The sequence below is a fragment of the Pseudomonas phytophila genome (assembly GCF_025643095.1).
In the GTDB taxonomy this organism is placed as follows: domain Bacteria; phylum Pseudomonadota; class Gammaproteobacteria; order Pseudomonadales; family Pseudomonadaceae; genus Aquipseudomonas; species Aquipseudomonas quasicaspiana.
The window spans coordinates 2,231,106-2,256,028 of record NZ_CP081201.1 but is presented as its reverse complement, the minus strand read 5'-3'; the positions used below and the strand labels follow the sequence as shown (position 1 = coordinate 2,256,028).

General features: G+C 58.6%; 18 protein-coding genes. 12 read left to right on the top strand and 6 right to left on the bottom strand.

The annotated features are described in order from the left end of the window. Positions 1–32 precede the first annotated feature (32 nt). Positions 33–824: a substrate-binding periplasmic protein gene (locus tag K3169_RS10055; RefSeq protein WP_263271290.1), complete on the bottom strand. Its 792-nt coding sequence runs from the start codon at positions 822–824 to the stop codon at positions 33–35. 442 nt (positions 825–1,266) lie between these two features. On the opposite strand from K3169_RS10055, the gene K3169_RS10050 reads away from it, so the two are divergent. Beyond that, positions 1,267–1,809, top strand: coding sequence for an exonuclease domain-containing protein (locus K3169_RS10050; protein WP_095093612.1), 543 nt, complete (start codon positions 1,267–1,269; stop codon positions 1,807–1,809). Positions 1,810–1,898: 89 nt separating this feature from the next. Beyond that, entirely contained in the window at positions 1,899–2,180 is a 282-nt protein-coding gene (locus K3169_RS10045; RefSeq protein WP_027900167.1) for a pyrimidine/purine nucleoside phosphorylase, read from the top strand. 122 nt (positions 2,181–2,302) lie between these two features. Here the strand turns inward: K3169_RS10045 and K3169_RS10040 are convergent, their stop codons facing one another. Beyond that, a complete protein-coding gene (locus tag K3169_RS10040) occupies positions 2,303–4,081 on the bottom strand; it encodes an ABC transporter transmembrane domain-containing protein (RefSeq protein ID WP_263271287.1) in 1,779 nt (592 codons plus the stop codon). A 286-nt stretch (positions 4,082–4,367) separates the two neighbouring features. Here K3169_RS10040 and K3169_RS10035 point away from each other — a divergent pair, with 286 nt between their 5' ends. Both K3169_RS10035 and K3169_RS10030 read left to right on the top strand, forming a co-directional pair. After that, entirely contained in the window at positions 4,368–4,544 is a 177-nt protein-coding gene (locus tag K3169_RS10035) for a PA1571 family protein (RefSeq protein ID WP_049826756.1), read from the top strand. 164 nt (positions 4,545–4,708) lie between these two features. Then, the gene (locus K3169_RS10030) at positions 4,709–5,689 is read left to right on the top strand and encodes a zeta toxin family protein (RefSeq protein WP_263271286.1); all 981 of its coding nucleotides are present in this window, start codon (positions 4,709–4,711) and stop codon (positions 5,687–5,689) included. Position 5,690: 1 nt separating this feature from the next. Here the strand turns inward: K3169_RS10030 and pdxB are convergent, their stop codons facing one another. The 3 genes from pdxB to K3169_RS10015 form a co-directional block, all read right to left on the bottom strand. Then, positions 5,691–6,839: a 4-phosphoerythronate dehydrogenase PdxB gene (pdxB, locus tag K3169_RS10025; protein WP_263271284.1), complete on the bottom strand. Its 1,149-nt coding sequence runs from the start codon at positions 6,837–6,839 to the stop codon at positions 5,691–5,693. 178 nt (positions 6,840–7,017) lie between these two features. Further along, positions 7,018–7,272, bottom strand: coding sequence for a sulfurtransferase TusA (gene tusA / locus K3169_RS10020; RefSeq protein WP_263271282.1), 255 nt, complete (start codon positions 7,270–7,272; stop codon positions 7,018–7,020). A 49-nt stretch (positions 7,273–7,321) separates the two neighbouring features. Beyond that, on the bottom strand, positions 7,322–7,792 hold the full coding sequence (locus tag K3169_RS10015) for a DUF1289 domain-containing protein (protein ID WP_027898616.1): 471 nt from the start codon (positions 7,790–7,792) through the stop codon (positions 7,322–7,324). Positions 7,793–8,187: 395 nt separating this feature from the next. On the opposite strand from K3169_RS10015, the gene acnB reads away from it, so the two are divergent. Then, positions 8,188–10,797, top strand: a complete 2,610-nt coding sequence (gene acnB / locus K3169_RS10010) for a bifunctional aconitate hydratase 2/2-methylisocitrate dehydratase (RefSeq protein WP_099269685.1) — start codon at positions 8,188–8,190, stop codon at positions 10,795–10,797. 493 nt (positions 10,798–11,290) lie between these two features. Here acnB and K3169_RS10005 read toward each other — a convergent pair whose 3' ends face one another. Then, positions 11,291–16,147, bottom strand: coding sequence for an NAD-glutamate dehydrogenase (locus K3169_RS10005; protein ID WP_263271280.1), 4,857 nt, complete (start codon positions 16,145–16,147; stop codon positions 11,291–11,293). A gap of 346 nt (positions 16,148–16,493) precedes the next feature. On the opposite strand from K3169_RS10005, the gene K3169_RS10000 reads away from it, so the two are divergent. The 7 genes from K3169_RS10000 (at position 16,494) to K3169_RS09970 (ending at position 24,860) form a co-directional block, all read left to right on the top strand. Further along, entirely contained in the window at positions 16,494–16,859 is a 366-nt protein-coding gene (locus tag K3169_RS10000; protein ID WP_263271278.1) for a hypothetical protein, read from the top strand. Positions 16,860–17,991: 1,132 nt separating this feature from the next. Further along, positions 17,992–18,951 carry an AAA family ATPase gene (locus K3169_RS09995; protein ID WP_027900522.1) on the top strand — a complete coding sequence of 320 codons (960 nt, stop codon included), beginning with the start codon at positions 17,992–17,994 and terminating at the stop codon, positions 18,949–18,951. 4 nt (positions 18,952–18,955) lie between these two features. Further along, a complete protein-coding gene (locus K3169_RS09990; protein ID WP_027900523.1) occupies positions 18,956–19,900 on the top strand; it encodes a DUF58 domain-containing protein in 945 nt (314 codons plus the stop codon). Continuing rightward, positions 19,897–20,391, top strand: a complete 495-nt coding sequence (locus K3169_RS09985; protein WP_231677825.1) for a DUF4381 domain-containing protein — start codon at positions 19,897–19,899, stop codon at positions 20,389–20,391. Before K3169_RS09990 ends, K3169_RS09985 begins: the two co-directional genes overlap by 4 nt. Next, on the top strand, positions 20,384–21,466 hold the full coding sequence (locus tag K3169_RS09980) for a vWA domain-containing protein (RefSeq protein ID WP_231677826.1): 1,083 nt from the start codon (positions 20,384–20,386) through the stop codon (positions 21,464–21,466). The genes K3169_RS09985 and K3169_RS09980 overlap by 8 nt, the downstream gene beginning before the upstream one ends. Beyond that, positions 21,463–23,202 (top strand): VWA domain-containing protein, encoded by a 1,740-nt coding sequence (locus K3169_RS09975; protein WP_263271276.1) that lies wholly within the window; start codon positions 21,463–21,465, stop codon positions 23,200–23,202. The genes K3169_RS09980 and K3169_RS09975 overlap by 4 nt, the downstream gene beginning before the upstream one ends. Continuing rightward, complete coding sequence (locus K3169_RS09970; protein WP_231677828.1) at positions 23,199–24,860, top strand: BatD family protein; 1,662 nt, start codon at positions 23,199–23,201, stop codon at positions 24,858–24,860. The genes K3169_RS09975 and K3169_RS09970 overlap by 4 nt, the downstream gene beginning before the upstream one ends. The last annotated feature ends 63 nt before the right edge of the window (positions 24,861–24,923 follow it).

Genomic DNA, 24,923 nt, shown 5'->3' with positions numbered 1-24,923 from the left:
CAAATACGGTGCTTCAAGCACCGTCTTTTTATTTAGCGTGCTGCATGATCCCGCTCATCCGCCACCGCCCGGTGGCTGATCATCGGGAGGACGGCAATTCGATACGGTTGGAAAATCTTCAACATCTGCCCGTTGTCCCGCAGCGCTTGCAATAGCTGCTCGAATTGCGCGCCGCTGATGGGCGCCTTGGGGCGCAGCAAAGCGAAATGCTTGTACGTCTGATCAACCCGCTCCGACACCAGCAACTGCGAAGCTTCCGCCCGGTTGCGCGCCATGAAGTCACTCAGATACGAACGCGTCACCAAGGCAATATCAGCGCGATCGCGCATTACCATCAGCAGGTTGCTGTCGTGGGAATAGGTCAGCGTGGTGTTGAAGTGTTCGTTGAGGTATTTCGGATCGGCGTTGAACTGCGCAAACGCATAGTGATAGCCGCTGAACAGGGCCAGACGCTTGCCATGCAAATCATCGAAATAGCTTTGATCACGACCTGTCACCTTACGGCTGACGAAGATTTCAGCGTCTTCGAGTTTCATGTCGACGGCTTCGTGGGGGATGTTTTGCCAATCCCATTCAGGATTTTCAAAAATCGCCATATCGACGCGGCCCTGCTCGAAATCACGAAAACGACGCGGAATTGAAGTCGGCACCAGCACAAACTCATAGTCATGCTGGACTGCGTTCAGGGCGGCCACGAGCTCAGGTAATAAACCGGTGTCCGCGCCCTTTTCCGGCCGGATGGTGTAGGGCGGGAAATGCGCTGCACCAATTTTTACGACTTGCGCAGCACTCACCGGCATAGCCAGCATTGTTGCCGCGGCCATTAGCAAGGCTCGCGACGCTAATCGCACAGACAAAAACTCCAAGACTGCGCACCCCTGAAATTGATCAACCCTAGGTCTTTTTTATTGTTAAGACAATGAGCAAATGGTCCAACACGCTGTTAATTATCGCTAAGTGCCATCATTAAAGCTTCATCGGCTAACTGATCCCAGTGTTGCCACACGCACAGCAATCTATGCTCGCCCGCGCAACCAGGCAAGCGCTCGGCCAAGAAATAAATACCGTCCCGAAAGCACTGCGTATTAGCCGCTGGCGAAAGGTCATCGCACGGATTGGCGGATCGGTTGTCGATCTATGAGTTACGTCAGCCACGCTCAACGACTAATGGCTAATGTTGCTGGAAGTCACGTCGATAGACGTATGCAGTTGAATGTGGCTACGCTTGGTCTGAAATGGATCAACGACTTTGGACAGGAGCTTCAGATGCCGCACTGGTTGGTGATTGATCTGGAAGCCACGACCGAAGAAGGCGGCTGGCCGGTAGCAGAAATGGAGATCATCGAAATCGGGGCGACGCTGGTCAATCAGGACGGGCGCGAACTGGATCATTTCGAGCGTTTTGTGCGCCCGGTGCGTCGGCCCTTGCTGACGAACTTCTGCAGGGAGCTGACCCACATCAGCCAAAGCAACATCGACAGCGCCGCGCCGCTGACCACTGTATGGCCCGCGTTCGAGCGCTGGATCAGCCACCATCAGGCGCGAGTCGTGGGCTGGGCGAGTTGGGGGGACTATGATCGTCAGCAACTGGAGCAGGAATGGCGGCAGCACAACCTGACGAGTTTTCTGAGCACTGTGCCCCACGTGAACCTCAAGCAACGCTTCGCCAAGGAGCGTCAATTGCAGCGGCCCATGGGACTGAACGGTGCCCTGCAACTGGCGGGCATGCAATTCAACGGTCAGCAACACCGGGCCCTGGTTGACGCCCGGAACACCGCTCGGCTGTTGCCTCTGATTCTTCCTAACTGATTGGCACTCGCGTTCTAAAGCGGGTGACGGTTTGAGCAGGCTTGGGCATACTGGCCGCCCAAATTTCCAGCCCTTATCGAGGAATCGCCATGTTCAAAGTCAACGAGTACTTCGACGGCACCGTTAAATCCATCGCCTTCGCTCAAGCTGAAGGGCAAGCCACGATTGGTGTGATGGCCGCGGGTGAATACGAGTTCGGTACTGCACAGCGGGAAATCATGCACGTCATTTCCGGCAGCCTGAGCGTGAAACTGCCAGACAGCACCGATTGGGAAACCTTCGAAACCGGCAGCCAGTTCAACGTTCCTGCCAATAGCAAGTTCCAGCTGAAAGTGGCGGTGGATACTGCTTATCTGTGTGAGTATCGCTGAGACATATCGACTTTTTGTATCCCCTATCGCGGGCAAGCCCAGCTCCCACATGAGATTGCATCCCCTTGTGGGAGCAGGGCTTGCCCGCGATAAGGTCGACTCGGTTTAAATCCCGGCACGACTCAAACCACCTCATCCCCCCGCGCATTGAACTGCAATGCCGCGAGCCTGGCATACAGCGGATTGCTGACAATCAATTGCTGATGCGTCCCGACGGCGACCAGTTTCCCTTGATCGATAACGGCAATCCGGTCGGCGTTTTGCACCGTGGCCAGTCGATGGGCTATGACCAATGTAGTACGGCCTTTCATCAAGCCCGGTAAGGCTTCCTGAATCAGGTGTTCACTCTGGGCATCCAGCGCACTGGTTGCTTCGTCCAGCAGCAGAATCGGTGCATCCACTAACAACGCCCTGGCAATGGCCAGGCGTTGACGCTGCCCACCGGACAAGCCGAGCCCGCCATCTCCCAGATGCGTCTGATATCCGTTAGCCATTTGCAGGATGAATTCGTGGGCATGGGCAATGCGCGCAGCGGCTTCAACCTGTTCAGTGCTGGCGCTGGCATTCCCGTAACGAATATTGTCTTCAACACTGCCGAAAAACAGCGCGGGGGTCTGCGAAACCAGCGCAAAGTGACGACGCAAATCCTGCGGATCCAGCTGCGCAATCGGCAAGCCTTCGATGAGAATTTGCCCCGCCTGTGGATCGTAGAAACGCAGCAGCAAATCAAACAGTGTCGATTTACCCGCACCGGAGGGACCGACCAGCGCCAGGGTTTCCCCCGGTTCAATGGTCAGGGTCAGGTTATCCACCGCCTTGTGTTCGGGGCGTGATGGATAGCTGAAGCTCACGGAATCCAATGCCAGACGACCGCTGATCCGCTCCGGCAATTGCAATAGACCGCTGGCCGGTGGCGTGATTTCGCTTTTGGCCCGCAGCAGTTCCGAAATACGTTCGGCCGCACCCGCCGCCCGTTGCAGTTCACCAATCACTTCGCTCAGGGTGCCGAAGGCGCTCCCTACGATCAGCGCGTAAAACACGAACGCAGCCAGTTCACCGCTGGAGATCGTACCCTCGATGACATCCATGCCACCGACCCACAGCATGACCGCCACCGCACCCAATACCAGCACGATCACCAGTGTGATCAGCCATGAGCGTTGCAGAATGCGCTTGCGAGCGGTCTGGAACGCATCTTCGGCCGTCTTCGCGAAGCGCGCCTTGTCCTGCTGCTGATGGTTGTAGGCCTGAACCGTCTTGATCTGCCCCAACGCTTCGGACACGTAACTGCCGACATCTGCGACACGATCTTGACTTTCCCGGGACAGGCTGCGCACGCGACGGCCAAAGATCAGGATCGGCGCCACCACTAGCGGCAGCGCTACAACGACAATGCTGGTGAGTTTCGGGTTGGTAATGAACAACAGAATAATCCCGCCAATTACCATCAAGGCATTACGCAGGAACATCGACAGCGACGAACCGATCACCGATTGCAGCAACGTGGTATCGGCAGTCAGCCGCGACTGTATCTCGGAGCTTCGATTATTTTCGTAGAAGCCCGGATGCAGGTTGATCAGGTGATCGAACACCTTCTTGCGTAAATCCGCCACCACTCGCTCGCCAATCCACGACACCAGATAGAAACGCACGAAGGTGCCAGCCGCCAGGCCCATGACCAGCAGCATAAACACACCGATGGACTGATTGAGCAGGTGCGGTGAGCGGGTGACGAAACCCTGGTCCACCAGCATTTTGATCCCCTGCCCGATCGACAGGGTAATCCCGGCTGTAACGATGAGCGCGATCAGCGCGCCAACCGTTTGCCAGCGATAAGGAGCCATGAACTGCGCCGCCAGACGAATGGCCTGGCGCTGACGACTGGAAAGCAATGAAGCCATGAAAGCTGGACCCGCATAAAAGGCTGAAGCCAGAGCCTACACCGGTCCGACGGGCATTTCTCTGCTATTACCACCCGGCAGGTATTGATGAACTATGGCGATTGGCCTTAGTCGCATGGTTATGACCGTCATGACCTTGCGCTAGACAGGATTGATCTAAGCGAACGCTGGCGGTTATGTGCAGTTTCTGGTGGACTTGACGCGCGTTTGATGTGCCAAGGGATGTCACGGCAGAGTCATTGAACGCGGTTAGTCTAAGCACAACACCTGATGAAGGAGACAGGCCATGAGCTTGCAAGCAGACAGCAATGAAGTGCCAGTCGTACGAGCCAACCCGCAGCTGCCCGTAGGCGGCGCAATCCTGGACAAGGACGGGCGCGAAGTCGTGATCACTGAGGAGATGGTTCAGGCCGCTTGTCAGGAATGCGACAAGAACTGGGTTACACCTGAAAAACAAGATTGATAAGCAGATTCCCTTGAAACCCGGCCTGAGTGCCGGGTTTTTTTATGCACGCCAAGAAAATTCCCGCAATGAACGTCGGCTTTATCCCATTGCGAGGACGCTGAGCTTGCGATTACGTCCCTGGTCTTCAACAGTCAAAATGACTCAATTCAAGGAAGACCAGCATGTCCGCAACACACTACACCTATACCCCAAAGGAACTGGAAGAGGTTTACACCGGGCTGGAGAAAACCCTGTTCGCGGTCAGAAGGGACATTGGCGATGACGGCAATCCTGCACCGAAGATCCTCGTGGTCGCCGGGGTGCAAGGTTCCGGCAAGACCTACATGCTGAACAATACCCTGCTCAAAGGTGGCCACTACGGCAACTACGTGCAGCTGTATCAGGAGAGCTTTCGTGAGCTACACCCTCGTTACGAGGAATTCGCCGGGCAGGATGTGATCAGCCGCTACAAGCACACTGAAGGCTTTATCTGGGAACTGTGCAATCGCATCTTCAAGCATGCCCATGAAAACAGGTTCAACATCATCATGGAGACGGCACTCGACTCCAAGGCGTTCGCCAGTGTCATTTCAGGTCCGGAGCTTTCGACTTATCAGTTCGATGTGCACCTGATCGGTTGCAAGAAGGATTTCGTTCACTTGTCGACGATCCATCGCACACTGGGCGCATTGGAGAACGGGACGCTTGAGCGGTTCGTCGACATCGCTACCATCGAGACCAGTATCGAAAACGCCGAGGTGATCCTTAACGCGTTCGAAACTGCCTGCATGCGAGTCAGCGGTTCGACCATCACTATGTACGAAAGGGGTTTTGGCGCGCTAAAAAACCGCCGAAAACTTTGCAGCAGCCGTTGTGAGCGCATCGACACGCTGACGCCTTACGCATTCACCGACGAAGACGGCACGACCAGAACTGTGAAGGAGCAGACTCATCGTATCGAACGCAGCGAACAGTTGCCTCTGCCCTGCAGCTTCGCCAGTTTCATTGCATTGGTTGAAGCCCCGGTTAGTGGCGCGCTGGAACGAACACAGGCCTGGCAGGAAGCCTATAGCGCCCTGTCACGCATGCGTCCGTTCTGGAAACAGATCCCGACGCGTCTTGCCGAAACGCTGTGGGGCTACATCAAGAAGTACACCGAGTGATTCAGCCGTCAACAAGCACCGCGCCCAATGCCCGAACGACCCTGCTCAAAGGCTCTGACGGACCGTGAATTCTGACTCGCAGGCCTTCGATTTCCCGGCGCGGCGGATAGTTTTTACGCAGGGCATCGAAGGCCAGCCGCTGTTGGGTCGAGTCACCCACCAGGCTACGTCGGAAGTCGGCATCATCACGGCGCGGGTCGTAGACGCCACGGCACAGCGTGTTCATGGCCCAGACCGGGTGGGTATGGCCATCCAGGGTGACTTCTGCCAGCCAGGGCTTGGGCAGCAGATCGGAAAGACTGATGTGTACTTCCTGTCCAAGGAACCCACACAAAGCCTGATAAATCTGCGCGGTGCCCCGCTGCCTTCCGTCAAGGCTGTAACCCGCAATATGCGGTGTGCCGATCACGCAAAGGTCGGCGAGGTCGGTATTCACGCTGGGCTCGCCTTCCCAGACGTCGAGCACGGCTTGCAGGTCTTCGCGCGCCAGCAGCGTGTCATGCAAGGCTGCGTTATCGACCACAGCGCCACGGCTGGCATTGATCAGCCAGCTGCCGTGCTTGAGTTGCTGCAACCTCGTTTGATCGAGCAAATGCCAGGTAGGATTCGCGCCCCCCTTGTCCAGCGGGGTGTGCAGACTGATCACATCACAGCGCTGGAGGATTTCCTCAAGGCTGACGAAGTCGCCGCCTTCAACGGCTTGCCGGGGCGGATCGCAGACCAGCACATTCCAGCCCAGCGCCTTCAGCACCTTGATTAACCGACCGCCCACCTGCCCCGCGCCGACTACGCCATAAGTACGCTGCGTCAGATCCACGCCCTCGATTTCCGCGAGGGTCAGCAAACTGCCCAGGACATAATCCACTACACCACGGGCATTACAGCCCGGCGCACTGGACCACTGAATACCCGCCTCCTGAAAATAATCCAGGTCCAGATGATCAGTGCCGATGGTGCAAGTGCCGACAAAGCGTACCGGGCTGCCTTCGAGCAATTCGCGGGTGACCGGCGTTACCGAGCGCACCAACAGAATGTCCGCATCTGCTACGGCAGCCCGGTCAATGGAACGGCCGGGCAAGCGCTGAATCTCGCCGAAACCGGCAAAGAACGCGTCGAGCAACGGAATATTTTCGTCAGCAACAATTCGCATGGTGTACTCCCTGGAGGCGGCGGCAGTTTAGGCATTGATCGATTCGGATAGGAAGGCGCGAACTCCGAACAAGCGCTTTCTGTAGGAGCCAACTTGTTGGCGAGGCGATGTGTCAGGTATGCCGCCTCGCCAACAAGTTGGCTCCTACAGAAACTGCGCTACCGGCGAACTTGCAGGCTCAGTCCAGCTTCTTGCGAATCCAGTACAGAAACGTCCCGTCGTCAGCCTCTTGATCGACCAGATCATGGCCCAGAAAAACACAGAACTTGGGAATGTCACGGCGTGTGGACGGGTCAGTGGCGATGACTTTGAGCAGGCCGCCAGCCGGCAGGTCGCGGACTTTCTGATGCAGCATCATCACCGGTTCGGGGCAGTTGAGGCCGGTGGCATCGAGAATGGCGTCGACGGGCTGACTTTGGATGGATTCAGACATAAGCACTCCAGAAACTGGCGGGCATTATCCCGCGTATGCGGGCATGTCGCTAGCTGCCAAACGCATCCTTGAGGAAGCCCGGTGCGATGTAGCGTTCGTAGTGAGCTTCGGACAGCAGGAAAAATTCCCGATCAATGGCATCGCGCAAGTCAGGCAAGGCCCAGTCGCGGAACTCCGGCATCAGCACCATGCCGTAGGCTTCAATATTGGTGATGACCCGCGCGCCCCGCGCAATCAGTTGATAAGCCCAGCAATATTCCGACTGGGCAGGCACGAAGCGGATTTTTCGCAGTTCCAGTTGCGCACGCAGTTTGCCCGCGTCGAATACTTCCAGCTTGGCAGTCATCACCTGAACCAGCAGTTGTTCGAGCCTTAGCCAAACCGCCCGCTTCTGCTCTTCGTCGTAACCGTTCCAGTGGATCACTTCATGGTGGAAACGCTTGCAGCCACGGCACACCAGGTCCCCGTAAACAGTGGAACAAAGGCCGACGCAGGGCGTTTTAATGATTTGATTGGGCATGGCAGGCAGGGCAACGACAGGCGAGAACGAGCTCGCATATTAGCCCTTTGTCTAACAACGATCACCCCCGAACGTGTAGGGCTAACTTACCTTTATGGAAGATTTGCCGTAGAATCAGCGAGCCTTTTAAGGCGCCAATGTCCGTTGGAAGCTGTTTTCAAAGCGTCACGAGCACAGTCAAAGTAACCCAGCAGTCCGGTGTTGACGCAGGATTCAAGCCCTCGTCAACACTCATCAGCCGTCCTGCAGGCGTAAAACTTTGAAAACAGCTTCTGTAAGGAATTGCCGAAAACCCTGGCCAAGGAACTCGAAAAGTTTCGTCGTGCAGGTTTTTCGGGCAATTCCTGGATGAGCGTCCCGGACACCCATTTGGGACCACTGATGAGGGTAATACTGTGCTTGAAGCCTACCGTAAACACATCGAAGAGCGTGCCGCCCAGGGTATCGTGCCCCAGCCGCTTAACGCCGAACAAACTGCCGGCTTGATCGAACTGCTGAAGAATCCCCCGGCCGGCGAAGAAGATTTTCTCGTTGACCTGATCACCAATCGCATTCCACCTGGCGTTGACGAAGCTGCCTACGTCAAAGCCGGTTTCCTGTCTGCCCTGGCCAAGGGCGAAGCCACTTCTCCCCTGATCGACAAGAAGCGCGCCGTTGAACTGCTGGGCACCATGCAGGGCGGTTACAACATCGTCACCATGGTTGACCTGCTGGATGACGCAACGCTGGCCCCGGTCGCCGCCGAACAACTGAAGCACACGCTGCTGATGTTCGATGCGTTCCACGACGTGGCAGAAAAAGCCAAGAGCGGCAACGCCCACGCCAAGGCTGTCATGCAGTCCTGGGCTGACGGCGAATGGTTCAAGAAGCGCCCTACCCTGGCCGACAAGATCAGCCTTCGCGTCTTCAAGGTGACCGGCGAAACCAACACCGACGACCTCTCTCCTGCGCCTGACGCATGGTCGCGCCCTGACATCCCTCTGCACGCCCTGGCCATGCTGAAAATGGCCCGTGAAGGGATCGTTCCGGACGTACAAGGCTCCATCGGTCCGATGAAGCAGATCGAAGAAATGCGCGGCCAGGGCTTCCCGATTGCCTACGTAGGCGACGTGGTGGGTACCGGTTCTTCGCGTAAATCCGCCACCAACTCGGTGCTGTGGTTCTTCGGCGACGACGTTCCTTACGTGCCGAACAAGCGCGCTGGCGGTTTCTGCTTCGGCAGCAAAATCGCTCCGATCTTCTACAACACCATGGAAGATGCCGGCGCACTGCCAATCGAATTCGACGTCAGCAACATGAACATGGGCGACGTGATCGACCTGTATCCGCATGCTGGCAAAGTCTGCAAACACGGCACTGACGAAGTCCTGACCACCTTCGAAATGAAGACACCGGTTCTGTTGGACGAAGTCCGTGCTGGCGGCCGTATCCCGTTGATCATCGGCCGTGGCCTGACCGACAAGGCTCGTGCCGAGCTGGGCCTGGGCCCTACCGATCTGTTCAAACTGCCGGAAGCACCGGTCGACACTGGCAAGGGCTACACCCTGGCACAGAAGATGGTTGGCAAGGCGTGCGGCCTGCCGGAAGGCCAAGGCGTTCGTCCAGGCACGTACTGCGAACCGAAGATGACCACCGTCGGCTCCCAGGACACCACTGGCCCGATGACCCGTGACGAGCTGAAAGACCTGGCATGCCTGGGCTTCTCCGCTGATCTGGTCATGCAGTCCTTCTGCCACACTGCTGCTTATCCAAAGCCGATCGACGTCACCACGCACCACACGCTGCCTGACTTCATCATGACCCGTGGCGGCGTATCCCTGCGTCCGGGCGACGGCATCATCCACAGCTGGCTGAACCGCATGCTGCTGCCGGACACCGTTGGTACCGGTGGTGACTCCCACACCCGTTTCCCGATGGGCATTTCGTTCCCGGCCGGTTCTGGTCTGGTTGCGTTTGCTGCGGCCACCGGCGTGATGCCACTGGACATGCCGGAATCGATTCTGGTGCGTTTCAAAGGCAAGATGAAGCCTGGCATCACCCTGCGTGACCTGGTTCACGCCATTCCTTACTTCGCCATTCAGTCGGGCTTGCTGACTGTTGAGAAGAAAGGCAAGAAAAACGCATTCTCTGGTCGCATTCTGGAGATCGAAGGCCTTGATGACCTGAGCATCGAACAGGCATTTGAACTGTCCGACGCCTCGGCCGAGCGCTCTGCTGCCGGTTGCACCATCAAGCTGTCGAAAGAGTCGATCACCGAGTACCTGAACTCCAACATCACCCTGCTGCGCTGGATGATCGGCGAAGGTTACGGCGATGTGCGTACTCTGGAACGTCGTGCTCAAGCGATGGAAGCCTGGGTTGCCAACCCTGAGTTGATGGTTGCCGATGCTGACGCGGAATACGCTGAAATCATCGAAATCGACCTGGACGACGTCAACGAGCCAGTGCTCTGCGCACCGAACGATCCGGACGACGCCCGTCTGCTGTCCAGCGTTGCTGGCGAGAAGATCGACGAAGTGTTCATCGGTTCGTGCATGACCAACATCGGCCACTTCCGCGCTGCGGGCAAGTTGCTGGACAAGGTCAAAGGCCAGTTGCCAACGCGTCTGTGGCTCTCGCCGCCAACCAAGATGGATGCTCACCAACTGACGGAAGAAGGCTACTACGGCATCTACGGCAAAGCTGGCGCGCGCATGGAAATGCCGGGCTGCTCGCTGTGCATGGGTAACCAGGCACGTGTAGAGCCGAACTCGACGGTTGTGTCGACTTCGACCCGTAACTTCCCGAACCGTCTGGGCGACGGCGCGAATGTCTACCTGGCCTCGGCCGAACTGGCATCCGTTGCTTCGATCCTGGGTCGCCTGCCGACCGTCGAGGAGTACATGGAATACGCGAAACAGATCGACACCATGGCAGCGGACGTATACCGCTACCTGAGCTTCGACCAGATCGCCGAGTTCCGCGACATCGCAGCGAGCGCCAACATTCCGGTTGTTCAAGCGTAAAAGCGAAACACAGCGTTAAAAGAACCCCGTCCTTGTGACGGGGTTTTTATTGGGCTGGCTTTTACCTGTTGGAGCCGGGCTTGGTCTGGGCGGCATTCCGACGATAACGATAGCGCGGTGTGACTGGTATCTACTTCTCATGTATCGCGGGCAAGCCTCGCTCCCACAGATATCGGCGCCCCCCTGTGGGAGCCGGGCTTGGTCTGAGCGGCATTCCGACGATAAACGATAGCGTGGTGTGACTGGTATCTACTTCTCATGTATCGCGGGCAAGCCCAGCTCCCACAGATATCGGCGCCCACCTGTGGGAGCTGAGCTAGGTCTGGGCGGCATTCCGACGACAAACGATAACGCGGTGTAACTGGTAGCTACTTCTCATGTATCGCGGGCAAGCCTCGCTCCCACAGGACCTTGCGACGCTGACAGCATCAACCCATAAAAAAGCCCCACATCTCGCGATGCAGGGCTTTCTCATTACAGACGGACTAAACCATCAAACGGTAATAGCCTGGCCGCTCATGGCCAGGTCCAGCAGCTCACGGTTGGCTACTGCATACATTGCGTAGTCAGTGCCGCTTGCTGCGCGGATGTCCACTAGCATCGCGCGCCAGCGGTCGACCATGGCGCTGTGCTGTTCAAGCCACAGGTTCAGGCGCTCCTCGATGTCAGCAGGACCATCGGCCATCTGCAGAACCGAGATGGTGATCGCCCGTTGCTGCCAGTCGATGTCATCACGGAACGCTTCGCGGGCCAGGGCTTGCCAGTTGTTTTCCACCGGCAGGCTGCTGATCTGTTGCAAGTACCAGGTCACGTCCAGCGCGCTGCCCACTGCGAAGTAAGCCTTGGCCACGTCGGCAGCGTTCTGCCCGGTGACATCAGACGCTTCGATGATCGGCAGCAACGTGTACAAGTGGCTGGTGCCCGCAACCATGCGCGCCAACAACTCCGGCACGCCTGCTTCAACATAGGCCTGATAGCGGGTCTGCCAGACTTCGCGAGTCGGGCCTTCCAGCAGTTCGTCCAGCTTCAGACCCAGTGCAGCGAGGTGCGGACCGAAGTGCGCAACATCACGCGCCGCGTCCAGCTCGTTGCGACGGCTGCGCAGGAACCAGCGCGTCGCGCGGCGGCCCAGGCGCATCAACTCGTCCATCAATGCCAACTGAATCTCGGCAGGCACCTTGTAGTCAAGCGCCTCGATCTGACGGAACCAGTGCGGGAGGTGGAAGATGTCACGCACGATCACGTAAGCGCCCGCCACGTTGGCCGCACTCATGCCGGTGGACTCTTTGAGTCGCTGCACGAAAGTGATGCCCATGTGGTTGACCAGGTCGTTGGCGATCTGGGTGCTGACGATTTCGCGCTTGAGACGGTGCTGACGCATGGCGCCGGAATACTTGGCACCCAGCGATGGCGGGAACGCGGTTTCCATGTCGCGAGCCAGATAATCATCATCCGGTACGCGGGATTCCAGTAACGCCTCGTTCAGATCGATCTTGCTGTAGGAGATCAATACCGACAGTTCTGGACGCGTCAGGCCATGACCGGCCGCCACGCGCTCACTGATCTGCTCTTCAGCAGGCAGGAACTCAATGGCGCGATCCAGCTTGCCACGGGCTTCCAGGTCCGCCATCAGGCGCTTGTACTCGGCAATCCGCTCGTAAGCACGACGCGTTGCCAGAGACAGCGCCTGGGTTTGCTTGTAGTTGTTGCCCAACACCAGGTTGCCGACTTCGTCGGTCATGCTTTCCAGCAGCTGATTACGCTGCTTTTCGGTCATGTCACCGGCCTGCACCACTTCGTTGAGCAGGATTTTGATGTTCACTTCGTGGTCGGAGCAGTCCACGCCCGCCGCGTTGTCGATGAAGTCAGTGTTGGAACTGCCACCATTGAGCGCGAACTCGACACGACCCAGTTGGGTCATGCCCAGGTTACCGCCCTCGCCCACAACCTTGCAGCGCAGCTCGTCACCGTTGACACGGTGCGCGTCGTTGGCCTTGTCACCGACATCGGCGTGGCTTTCTTCGCTGGACTTGACGTAAGTCCCGATGCCGCCGTTCCACAACAGATCAACCGGCGCCTTGAGAAGCGCGTTGAGCAGCTCGGTCGGGGTCAGCTTGTCAGCCTTGATGTCGAAGCGTTCTTTCATCTGTGGCGTGATGGCGATGCTTTTTGCACTGCGCGGGAAGATCCCGCCGCCTGCCGACATGATGCTGGTGTCGTAATCGGTCCAGGCCGAACGCGGCAGGTCATACAGACGCTTGCGCTCGATGAAACTGCTGGCTGGATCCGGGTTTGGATCAATGAAGATATGCAGGTGGTTGAACGCCGCCACCAGTTGCAGCTTGTCGGACATCAGCAAGCCGTTGCCGAACACGTCACCGGCCATGTCACCGATACCGATGACGCTGATGCTGTCCTGCTGCACGTTGATGTTGCGCTCACGGAAGTGACGCTGCACACCGACCCACGCACCTTTGGCAGTGATGCCCATTTTCTTGTGGTCATAACCGGCCGAACCACCGGAAGCAAACGCGTCGCCCAGCCAGAAGCCGTAGTCGATGGCGATGCCGTTGGCGATGTCGGAGAAGGTCGCAGTGCCTTTGTCCGCCGCGACCACCAGGTACGGGTCATCGTCGTCATGACGTACGACGTTGGCTGGCGGAACCAGCCCGCCCTCTTTCAGGTTGTCAGTGATGTCCAGCAAACCGGAGATGAAGATGCGATAGCAGGCGATACCTTCGGCCTGGATATCGTCGCGGCTGCCGCCCAGTGGCAGGCGACGCGGCAGGAATCCGCCTTTGGCCCCCACAGGCACGATCACCGAGTTCTTCACGTGCTGGGCTTTCACCAGACCCAGGACTTCAGTACGGAAGTCTTCTTCACGGTCCGACCAGCGCAGGCCACCACGGGCCACATTACCGAAGCGCAGATGCACGCCTTCGACACGCGGCGAGTACACGAAGATTTCAAACTTCGGCACCGGCTTGGGCAGTTCTGGAATCAGGCGCGGGTTGAACTTGAAGCTGAAGTAGCTCTTGTTCTGACCGTTGGCGTCAGGCTGGTAGAAGTTGGTGCGCTGGGTGGCTTTGATCAGGTCCAGATAACGACGCAGGATGCGGTCTTCATTGAGCACCTGAACGTCGTCCAGGGCGGAAAGAATCGCCTGCTCCAGACGCAATTGCTTGTCGTCCAGATCGTCAGTGGTCAGTTTGCGCGCCAGATAGAAGCGGGTTTTGAACAACCGGGTCAGCTCACGGGCAATGTCCGTATGGTTGTTCAGGGTGCTGGCGATGTAGCCAAGGTCGAAGCCCAGGCGAATCTGTTTCAGGTAACGGGCGTACGCGCGCAGCAACGCCACGTCGCGCCACGGCAGACCGGCAGTCAGCACAAGGCGGTTGAACGCATCGTTCTCGGCATCGCCACGCACGATATGGACAAAGGCATCCTGCAGGGTGTCGTTGAGTTGCTGGATGTCGATTTCCAGACCTTCAGCCGCCGTGAACGCGAAGTCATGAATCCAGAACTCGCGGCCATTGGTGTGGCGCAGACGATACGGGAACTCACCCAGCACACGCAGGCCCAGGTTTTCCAGAATCGGCAAAACGTCAGACAGCGCAAGCGGTGTGTCGGCGTGGTACAGCTTGCAATGCAGCTGCGCCTTGTCGCCGGACAACGGCTGATAGAAGCTCATCACCAACGGTTTGGCTTCGCTCAGGTTCAGCAAGTGCTGCATGTCGACCACGGCCGAATGCGCTGCGAAACGCTCGCGATAACCTGCCGGGAAGCCTTTCGGGAAATCCGCCAGCACATTGGTGCCATGGGCTTCGCCGAAGCTTTCGACCACCAGGCTGGCGTAATCGTCTTTCCACGAACGGCAAGCCTGAATCACTTCGTTTTCAAGCTGAACCGGGTCGATATTCAGGTTGACCTTCGGGTCCACCCGCAGAATCAACTGCACGCGGGCCAGCACCGACTCGGAGAAGAAGGTCCAGAACTCGCAGTCACTGGCCTTGAGGCGTTCCATCAGGACTTGCTGGATCTTCTGCCGCACTTCAGTGGAATAGATGTCGCGTGGCACATAAGCCAGGCAATAGCAGAAGCGACCATAAGGGTCTTTGCGCAGGAACACGCGAATCTTGTTGCGCTCCTGAATCTGCACGATGGACATCACGGTATTGAACAGCTCGTCCACCGGAGTCTGAAACAGATCATCGCGAGGCAGAACTTCGACGACTTGCGCCAGCTCTTTCCCCAGGTGAGCCTTGGGATGGAAGCCGGAGCGGTGCTCGATTTCAGCCACCTTGCGGCGAATGTACGGAATCTCGCGAACGCTTTCGCCATACACCGAGGAGGTGTAGAGGCCCATGAAGCGGCATTCCTTGAGCACTTTGCCCGAGGCGTCGATCTGGCGGATCGACACATAGTCAGGATACGCCGGGCGGTGCACACGGCTCGGGTGCGCGGCCTTGGCGAACGACAGCAGCATCGGCTCGTGCAAGTAGCTCACAGCGTAGTCTTCGATGTGCAGATCTTCGTGACTCAGGCCGGCACGCAGACGTTTGGTCAGCCCGAGGAAAGACGATTCGTCGTACACCAACTGACCGCCATCGGCCTCATTGCTGACAACAAACTCCTCGTAACCGAGGAAGGTGAAGTGGTTATCCACCAGCCATTGCAAGAACGCCTTGATTTCGGACTTCTCGCCCTCGTCGACGGCGTACTGCACAGAATCGATGCCCGCCAGCAGCTCATTCAGCTTGGCCTTCATCGGTTCGAAATCTTCTACGGCAACCCGTACTTCGCCGAGCACTTGCTCCAGTTCACGGGCCAGCACGTTCAACTCGCTGGCGTTGGCACAGCGGTCGATCTCCAGATACATCAGGGATTCTTGCAGCACGTCTTCGCCGCTGGTGCCTTTAGGGAGCAATTCCAGCAGTTCGCCCTTGCTGCCGCGGCGCACGCTGAGCACGGTGGTTTGCAAGGTGTGGATGCTGTAACCGCGACGGTTCAGCTCGGTGCGCACCGAGTCCACCAGAAATGGTAGATCGTGGTGCAATACTTCAACGGCGGTGTGCGTGGATTGCCAGCCGTGACGTTCGTAATCGGGGTTGTAAACGCGGACCTGCGGGGTGGCATGTTCAAAACGTTCAAGCAGACGCCAGGCTGACAAGGTGCAGCCCGCCAGGTCGGACAACCGACGCTGGGTGAGTTCGTCGAGGGAAATAATGCCGAAGAATTGCTCAGCGAACAGCGCCACTTGTGGCAGTGCCTGTTCACTGATGTGCTGCGCCAGTGCTGCTTGCAGTTGATGCTGAAAGTCAGACTTGCTGGCTGCGGTGAAGAACGCCATCTGAGGTACTCCGCTTGTGCTTTTTTAGAAGGAAGCTTGAAGGAAGTGTTGCCTGCACATGCTGTGCCTGGATGAAACGGCAGAGGCACAGCATAAGCCAAAGAACTAACGCTTGCCGCGAACGACTCGTCACATTTGCTTTCTGCAACCGTTGCCGGAAAAAACAACACGCAGGGTAGGATTTCTCCCACTACCGTTCATCCGCCCCCCAGCTTAACGACAGCCGACAGGCAGTTACTTGTCGTGCTGCGACATATTCGGTCATCTGGTTGCAGGAAACTCTTGGGCATTGCTTGCCAATCGCTGGCAAAATTGCTCCTTGTCCGCTTTTAAGCCAGGAACGTTCATGCAAATCAAGACTGCCAGCTTTATCGTCAATCCCTGTGATGACGAGTACGACGACATGGCGCTGCTGTGCTGCCACGGTGAAACCGGCGATCTGTTTTCGCTGACGCGCTTCCCGGACGAGCAGGAAGTCGAGATCACGGTACGCGATGACAAGGTGCTTGCAGTTTCGCAGCTCAAGGTGACGCTCAGTGCCGAGCGTCTGCTGGTTGAGCTTGATCCGGCGGATGGCAAGGCGCTTGATGGGCATCATCTGTATGAAATCAGCCATAGCATGGCGGCGGATGAGTTGAAGGAGGTTGAAGAGACGCTGGTGATTATTCTTGAGGGTGTTGGGGTTTATGTGAGTGAGCTGGCTGGGTCTTGATGATTGGGCGTACATATCCATTTTTGCGGTGACGGCTTACATCGGTTGCGCTTTTACAGCGCGTCACTTTTGAACAGCGCAAAAGTAACCAAAACGCTCTTGCCCCACCACTGGGTCCCTCGCTGTCGCTCGGCATACCCGTAATCCGACATTGCTGCGTGGGGCCGCCGCCACCGGCCATCCATGGCCTGAGGCGGCTAAACCGGCATCCCTGCCGGTTTGCCCCACGCAGCAATATCGAATTCCGGCCGGCGTGGTTTAACGGGGCGCTTAAGATCAAAATCAAAAGCAGATCAAAAGCAGGCTCCAAGCGCCTTTCAGAAACATAAGTCGTTGGTTGGATGCGATTTTATGTGGGAGCGAGGCTTGCCCGCGATAAAGCTAGACACAATAGACCTGATATTTGCGGTGTCCTTATCGCGGGCAAGCCACGCTCCCACAGGCCCTATGCAATCCCGTAGGACTGGCTTTAGCCGGGAGGACGTCGGTACATCCATCAAATATTCTTCGCCAAAAATACCGCTCTCCCGGCTAAAGCCGGTCCTACAAGATCAAGCTTGCAGGCCAACATAGAATCTCCCACAGGTTCCGTGCTTGCTCCGCGATAGCATGCCGTCGAGCTACTACTGCGCGGTAAGCTCACAATCAGGTCGGCTGTCAGGCCGCCGCGCTTTTGATTTTGATCTGAGGCGCCCCGTTAAACCACGCTGGCCGCCCGCAGATTCTGAACCGTGGGCAACCCGGCAGGACGCCGGGTTAGCCGCATTGGGCCATGGATGGCCCGTTGCGGCGGCCCACGGTTCAGGATCTGCGGGCGGGTACACCGAGCGACAGCGAGGTGCCAAGTGGTGGGGTAAAAGCCTTTTGGTTACTTTTGGGCCCCAAAAGTGACGCGCTGTAAAAGCGCAACCAATATCAGCCATGACCGCTATAACGGATATGTACACAACAACAAGAAGCTCCCCATAACCCCAATTCCGTAGGAAAAATCCTCAAGCTTTGTAGCGTTATCCTCAAAACCACACAAAAAACCCCACAGCCGTTAGTCGCCAGCCCCCTCTATGGATTAAAGTATCGCCCCCAGCTTCGGCGTTGATTGACGCCGCTGATTACCTGCCAGGAACAGTCACCGATGGAACATCGTGAAGCGCTGATAGCGCTGCGAACCTTTCTTTCCACGCAGATCCTCGGTCAGGAAAAACTGATCGAACGTCTCCTGATCGCCCTGCTCGCTGACGGCCACATGCTCGTCGAAGGCGCTCCCGGCCTGGCCAAGACCAAAGCGATCAAAGAACTGGCAGAAGGCATCGAAGCACAATTCCACCGCATCCAGTTCACCCCCGACCTACTGCCTGCCGACATCACCGGCACCGAGATCTATCGTCCGGAAACCGGCAGCTTCGTCTTCCAACAGGGGCCGATCTTCCACAATCTGGTACTGGCAGACGAAATCAATCGCGCGCCCGCCAAGGTTCAGTCGGCGTTGCTCGAAGCCATGGCCGAGCGTCAGGTCAGCGTCGGTCGCAGCACCTACGACCTGTCGCCACTTTTCCTGGTCATGGCCACCCAGAACCCCATCGAGCAGGAAGGCACCTATCCGCTGCCTGAAGCCCAGCTCGACCGCTTCCTGATGCACGTGAAGATCGGTTTCCCGGACGCCTCGGTAGAACGCAAGATTCTGGCCCAGGCCCGCGGCGAAGCCCTGAATGGCGAGACCAAGCCAGAACGTCGGGTCAGCCAGCAGGCGATTTTCGCCGCGCGCAAGGAAATCCTCGGCCTTTACATGGCCGATGCGGTGGAGGAATACCTGGTGCAACTGGTCATGGCGACCCGCACCCCGGCCAAGTTCGATGCGGAAATGGCCGAATGGATCTCCTACGGTGCCAGCCCTCGTGGCTCCATCGCTCTGGATCGTTGCGCGCGAGCACATGCCTGGCTGGCCGGACGTGATTTCGTCAGCCCGGAAGACATCCAGGCAGTCCTGTTCGACGTATTGCGCCACCGGATCATCCTGTCGTTCGAAGCAGAAGCCGCCGGGATCGATCAGGACCGTGTGATCCAGCGCATTCTTGATGTCGTGGCTGTTGCGTGAAGCCATGCAACCCAACCTGATCGATCAGCCGGGTATTCGTGTCAGCCTCACAGAGCTGATCGAGATGCGTCATCGCGTCCGCGAAGTCCAGCTGTTCTCCACCCCGAGCCAGCGCAGCCCGTTGATTGGCCTGCACCACTCCAAGCTGCGCGGCCGGGGTGTGGATTTCGATCAGGTGCGGGTTTATCAGGCAGGCGATGACGTACGCAGCATCGACTGGCGAGTGACGGCCCGAACCCAGGAGCCGCACACCAAGCTGTTTCATGAAGAACGCGAACGACCGATTTTCATTCTGGTCGAGCAAAGCCGCAGGCTGTTTTTCGGCTCGGGCCTGATGTTCAAATCAGTGCTGGCGGCTCAGGCGGCAGCGCTGATCGGCTGGGCGGCGTTGATCCACAACGACCGGGTCGGCGGTCTGGTGTTTGGCGACAACGAGCACTACGAAATCAAACCACGGCGCAGTAAACAGAGCCTGTTGCAGTTGCTGAACCGGCTGGTGCGGGTCAACCAGTCGTTGCACACCGAAACCGCTGCAGACCGCGATGCGTTCGGTATTGCTTTGCGTCGCGCGCGGGAAGTGCTGCGGCCGGGCAGTCTGGTGATCGTGCTGTGTGACGAGCGCGCGTTGTCCGATGCAGCCGAGCAGCAACTGAGTCTGCTGTCCCGGCATTGCGATCTGCTGCTGTTGCCGTTGTCCGATCCATTGGATCACGCCCTGCCCGCTTCCGGCCTGTTGCGCTTTGCCGAGCGTGGCGCGCAGTTGGAGATGGACACCCTGAACCCCGAGCTGCGTCAGGCCTACCGCGCTCAGGGCGAGGCGCGTAAAGATCGCTGGGAAATGCTTGCGAAGAAACTGCGCGTCTTGCTGATGCCGCTGAACACTCAGCAGGAAATGGTCGAGCAACTGCGTGAATACCTCAGCGCCCAGCGTCCGGTGACACGCAAATGAACCCGCTGGATCAACTGCAACCGCTGATTGCCCCGCCAGCCGTGGGCTTCTGGCCGCTGGCACCGGGCTGGTGGTTACTGCTGCTGTTGATTCCGCTGGCCGGTTGGGGACTGTGGCGGATGCGGCATATGTTGCCGGTAAAAACCCGGGTTAGCCGCGCCGAACAGCCACTGGATCCGGTGCGCGTTGCTGCGCTGACCGAACTGGCCAACATGCCCAAACCGTATGACGGAGCTCCCGCAGGTGCCTGGCTGCAGCAAATCAACGGTCTGCTGAAAAGGCTGTGCCGTAACCATTACCCGTACAGCCAGAGCCACACCCTGAACGGCCGCAAATGGCTGGCGTTTCTCGACAACCGCTGCCCCGCGGCAGGCCTGACCCGCTGGATGGTGCTGGTGGAAGGCGCTTACAAACCCGAATGCAAGCTCGACGACAAAGCCATCAACGGCCTGACGCAATCCGTTGAAACCTGGATTCGCAAACATGTTTGAGTTCGCCTGGCCGTGGATTTTCGTCCTGCTGCCCTTGCCGTGGCTGATGCGTGTGCTGCTGCCGACCGCCGACAGTGGCGAACCGGCGCTCAAGGTCAGCTTCCTCGGTGATCTCGAAGAACTGGTCGGACGAAGGGCCAAGGTCGCCCTGCCCGGCTGGCGTCAGCAATTGCCGTTCATTCTGATCTGGCTGTTGCTGCTGGTGGCCGCCGCCCGTCCGCAATGGCTCGGTGAACCATTGCCCCTGCCGTCGAGCGGACGCGATCTGCTGGTGGCGGTGGATGTTTCCGGCTCCATGGATTACCCGGACATGGAGTGGAAGAACGACGACGTCAGCCGTCTGGTGCTGGTTCAGCATCTGCTCGGCGACTTCCTGCAAGGCCGTAAAGGTGATCGCGTCGGGCTGATCCTGTTTGGCAGCCAGGCATTCGTGCAAGCTCCGCTGACGTTCGACCGCCACACCGTCCGCGTCTGGCTGGATGAAGCGCGAATCGGCATCGCCGGTAAAAACACTGCGATTGGCGATGCCATTGGCCTCGCCCTGAAGCGCCTGCGGCTGCGCCCGGCACAAAGTCGCGTTCTGGTGCTGGTCACTGACGGCGCCAACAACGGCGGACAGATTGATCCGGTGACCGCTGCGCGTCTGGCGGCTGAACAACAGGTGAAGATTTACACCATCGGGATTGGCTCGGACCCGAATAAAGAAGGTTCGCTGAGTATGCTCGGGCTCAACCCCAGCCTGGATCTGGATGAGCCGACCCTCAAGGAAATCGCTCAGTTGACTGGAGGCCAATACTTCCGCGCACGGGATGGCGATCAGCTGGAAAAAATTCGCCAGACCCTCGACGCGCTGGAGCCCGTAGCTCAGCAACAGACTCAGGCACGCCCCGCCCATGCGCTATATCAGTGGCCGCTGGCATTGGCGATGCTGTGCAGCGTGCTACTGGTGGTGCATGAGCGCTGGCCAAACAATCCCGTTCATCGGCTGCTCACTCGTCAACGCTTCATCCGCGACGGTCAGCACTGGCGTCAGCGGGTCGGGCAGCAAGTCAAACGTCTGGGGCGCCGCCGATGATCGCGCTCTGGCCGCACTGGTTCCGCCCTTGGTGGTTAATGCTTCTGCCGTTGCTGGGCTGGCTGCTTTGGCAGCTCTGGCATAGACAGAAACGTGCCGGGCGCTGGCAAATGATTCTGCCCGCGGCTTTTCATTCCGTGCTGCTCAGCGGCGGCCGCGGTCGCGACAGCAAAAAACCGTGGGTGGTGCTCGGCATTGCCTGGCTGCTGGCCTTGCTCGCACTGCTCGGCCCCGGCTGGCAGCGGGTTGAACAACTGAGCCAGAAGCCGGTTGATCCCCTGGTCGTACTGCTGGAACTGACCCCGGAAATGCTCGCCACCGACGCCCCGCCGACCCGGCTGGAACAGGCCCGGCGCAAGCTGCTGGACCTTCTGCAGGCGCGCAGCGACTCGCAGACGGCGATCATCGTCTACGCCGGCAGCGCCCACACACTGGTACCGCTCTCCGACGACCAGATCACGATTCGCAACCTGCTGGATGCGGTCAAACCGTCGATCATGCCGCAGGCCGGGCATCGTGCAGATCTGGCCGTACACAAAGCGCTGGCCTTGCTCAAGCAAGGCGAGCTGGGACGCGGGCGCTTGCTGTTGATCGGGTCGTCATTGAGCGAGCAGGAACGCCAGGGCATCCGACAGGCGCTGGCTGGCCAGTCTCCACCATTGCTGATTCTCGGCGTCGGTACAGCGGAAGGCGCACCGGTCGAGCAGGAAAAAGGCGGTCTGCTCAAAGACGACCAGGGCGCGATCCTGTTGCCGCGTCTGGACAGCGCCAGCCTTACGGACTTCGTCGGGCAGGTCGGCGGCCAGTACCGACAGTTGCGCATGGACGACCAGGACCTGCGCGAACTGGGTTTGCTGGACAGCCCGAAACAGGTGCGAAGCGACGGACAACTGATCCAGCTCGACAGCTGGAGCGATCAGGGTTACTGGTTCCTGCTGCCGTTGTTGCTGTTGGCCGCCTGCGCCGGGCGTCGAGGCTGGTTGCTGTGCCTGCCACTGCTGCTGGTACTGCCACAAAACAGCTACGCTTTCGACTTTGCCGATCTGTGGTTGCGTCCCGACCAACAGGGCCAGCGATTGCTTGAAGAGCAACGCCCTGCTGAAGCCGCACAACACTTCAAAAATCCACAATGGAAAGGCATCGCGCTCTATCAGGCCGGAGATTACGCAAGCGCCGCCCAGCGTTTTGCCGAGGGCAGCAGCGCCGCCGACCATTACAATCGCGGCAATGCGCTCGCGCACAATGGCGATCTGGAAGCAGCACTGGACGCCTACGAACAGGCGCTGGAAAGTCAGCCAGACTTGCAACCTGCGCTGCAAAACAAAGCGCTGGTGGAACAAGCACTGGAACAGAAGAAGGCCGCGGAACCTGATGACGCTGATCAGGCTCAAACCCGCGACGACGATAATGACGGCGAAAACCCGCAGAATCAGGCCGCTGCCAGTCAACGCTCCGAGAACCAGCAAGCTACCGAGTCTGCCGAAGCAAACAGTGCCGATGGTGAACCATCACCCGGTGAGTCGTCTGCGCAGACCAAAGGCAATCCGCAATCGGGCTCACCCATGGATGACGAGGAAACCACCCGGCCACCGATCCGGCCCGCCGACGGCAACATCAATGGCGAAAGACGTCAGGCGCTGGAGCAATGGCTGCGGCAGATCCCGGATGATCCCGGCGAGCTGCTACGGCGTAAATTCTGGTACGAACAGCAACAGCGTCAGGAAAAAACCCAATGAGTCGCGCCTACCCCCTATTGTTCGGCTTGATGCTCAGCCTCGTTGCGCTGCCGAGTCAGGCTGCGGAACTGGTGGCGAGTGTCGACCGCACGCGACTCAATTCCGGGGAAACAGTGGAGCTGACCCTGGAAACCAGCGACGTCACTCAGTTCGGCAAGCCTGACCTGAGCGCCCTTGAGGGTAGCTTTGACGTCGGTGGCACTCGTCAGATCAACCGACTCAACACGCTGGATGGCGGCAATCAGGCAACCACGCGCTGGATCATCACGCTGCTGCCGAAACAGACCGGCTCGGTGGAGGTGCCTTCCCTGCAACTGGGCGCTTTGAAAAGCCAGCCGATCACCCTGCAAGTCACGCAAAGCGACAACCCGGATCACGCAAGCCAACAGGCTCCGGTGTTCGTCGAGGCGACCCTGGATAAAGACAACGTATACGTCCAGGCACAGGCCGTATTGACGCTGCGCGTTTATCACTCGGTGTCGCTGTTCGATGACAGCAACCTGAGCCCGCTGGAAGTGCCTGAAGCGCGAGTCGAAAAACTCGGCGATTCGCGCACCTATGAAAAGCTCATCAACGGCATCCGTCACGGCGTGATCGAGATGCGCTACGCGATTTATCCGCAACAAAGCGGCACGCTGGTGATCCCGCCGCAGACGTTCAGCGCGACTCTGGTTCAGCCCAACAGTGACGGCCAGTCGAGCAATGAACCAGGCACGCCCTTTGGCCCGCAGCCGGGCAAAGTCATGCGTGTCAGTTCTGCAAAGTTGCCTTTGACGGTCAAACCCAAGCCCGCCAATTACCCGGCCAATGCGCCCTGGTTGCCCGCGCGCAGTGTCAACCTCAGCGAAAGCTGGAGCCCGGAACCCGGCAAAAGCCAGGTGGGCGACTCCCTGACCCGTACCATGACCGTCAAAGTCGAAGGCTTGTCCGGCGCGCAACTGCCGCCCTTGCCTGCCACTGAAGTCAGCGCCCTGCGACGTTATCCGGACCAGCCCAAACTGGCCAACGTAACCAGCGATCGCGGCCTGATCGGCACCCGCGAAGAGCGCGAAGCCTTGGTGCCAACTCGCCCGGGCGCCATTGATTTACCGAGCGTGGACGTGGTCTGGTGGAACACCCTGGAAGACCATCTTGAACACACCAGCCTGCCCGCCCGCACCTTGCAGATCAGTATCAACCCGAGTCTGGCGGTAGACACACCGGTCAGCAGTGATTTGAACGGCGTTACTGTGATTGGCCCTCCCGTCTGGCCGTGGCAGATGAGCTCACTGTTTTTCGCGTTCACTACGCTGATCGGTTTTGTGCTCTGGTGGCGTGCTCGCAGTCAGCCTGCCGTGGCCCGCGCCGTGCAAACCGGACCCAGTCCGCGTACGGTGCTGGATGACCTCAAGCGCGCCTGCCTCGCCAATGACCCGCAAGCGACCCGACAGGCACTGGATGCCTGGGCGCGGCAGCAACCGGAAACCCTGGCCGACATGGCCGCCCGCTTCGTGCCGCTGTCCGACGCACTGGATGGCCTCAATGGCGCGCTGTACAGCGAAACCGGCCAGCTGTGGCTGGGCGAACAACTATGGCGAGCAGTACGCACCCTGCCCGCCGCCGAACACATTCATGACGCGACCAGCGAGCAGAGCTTGCCGCCGTTGTATCCAAAATAGAAAACCTTGGTCGACTGCGCATGCCCTGTGGTACCGCGCTAACTCGCGGCAAACCCGGTTCAA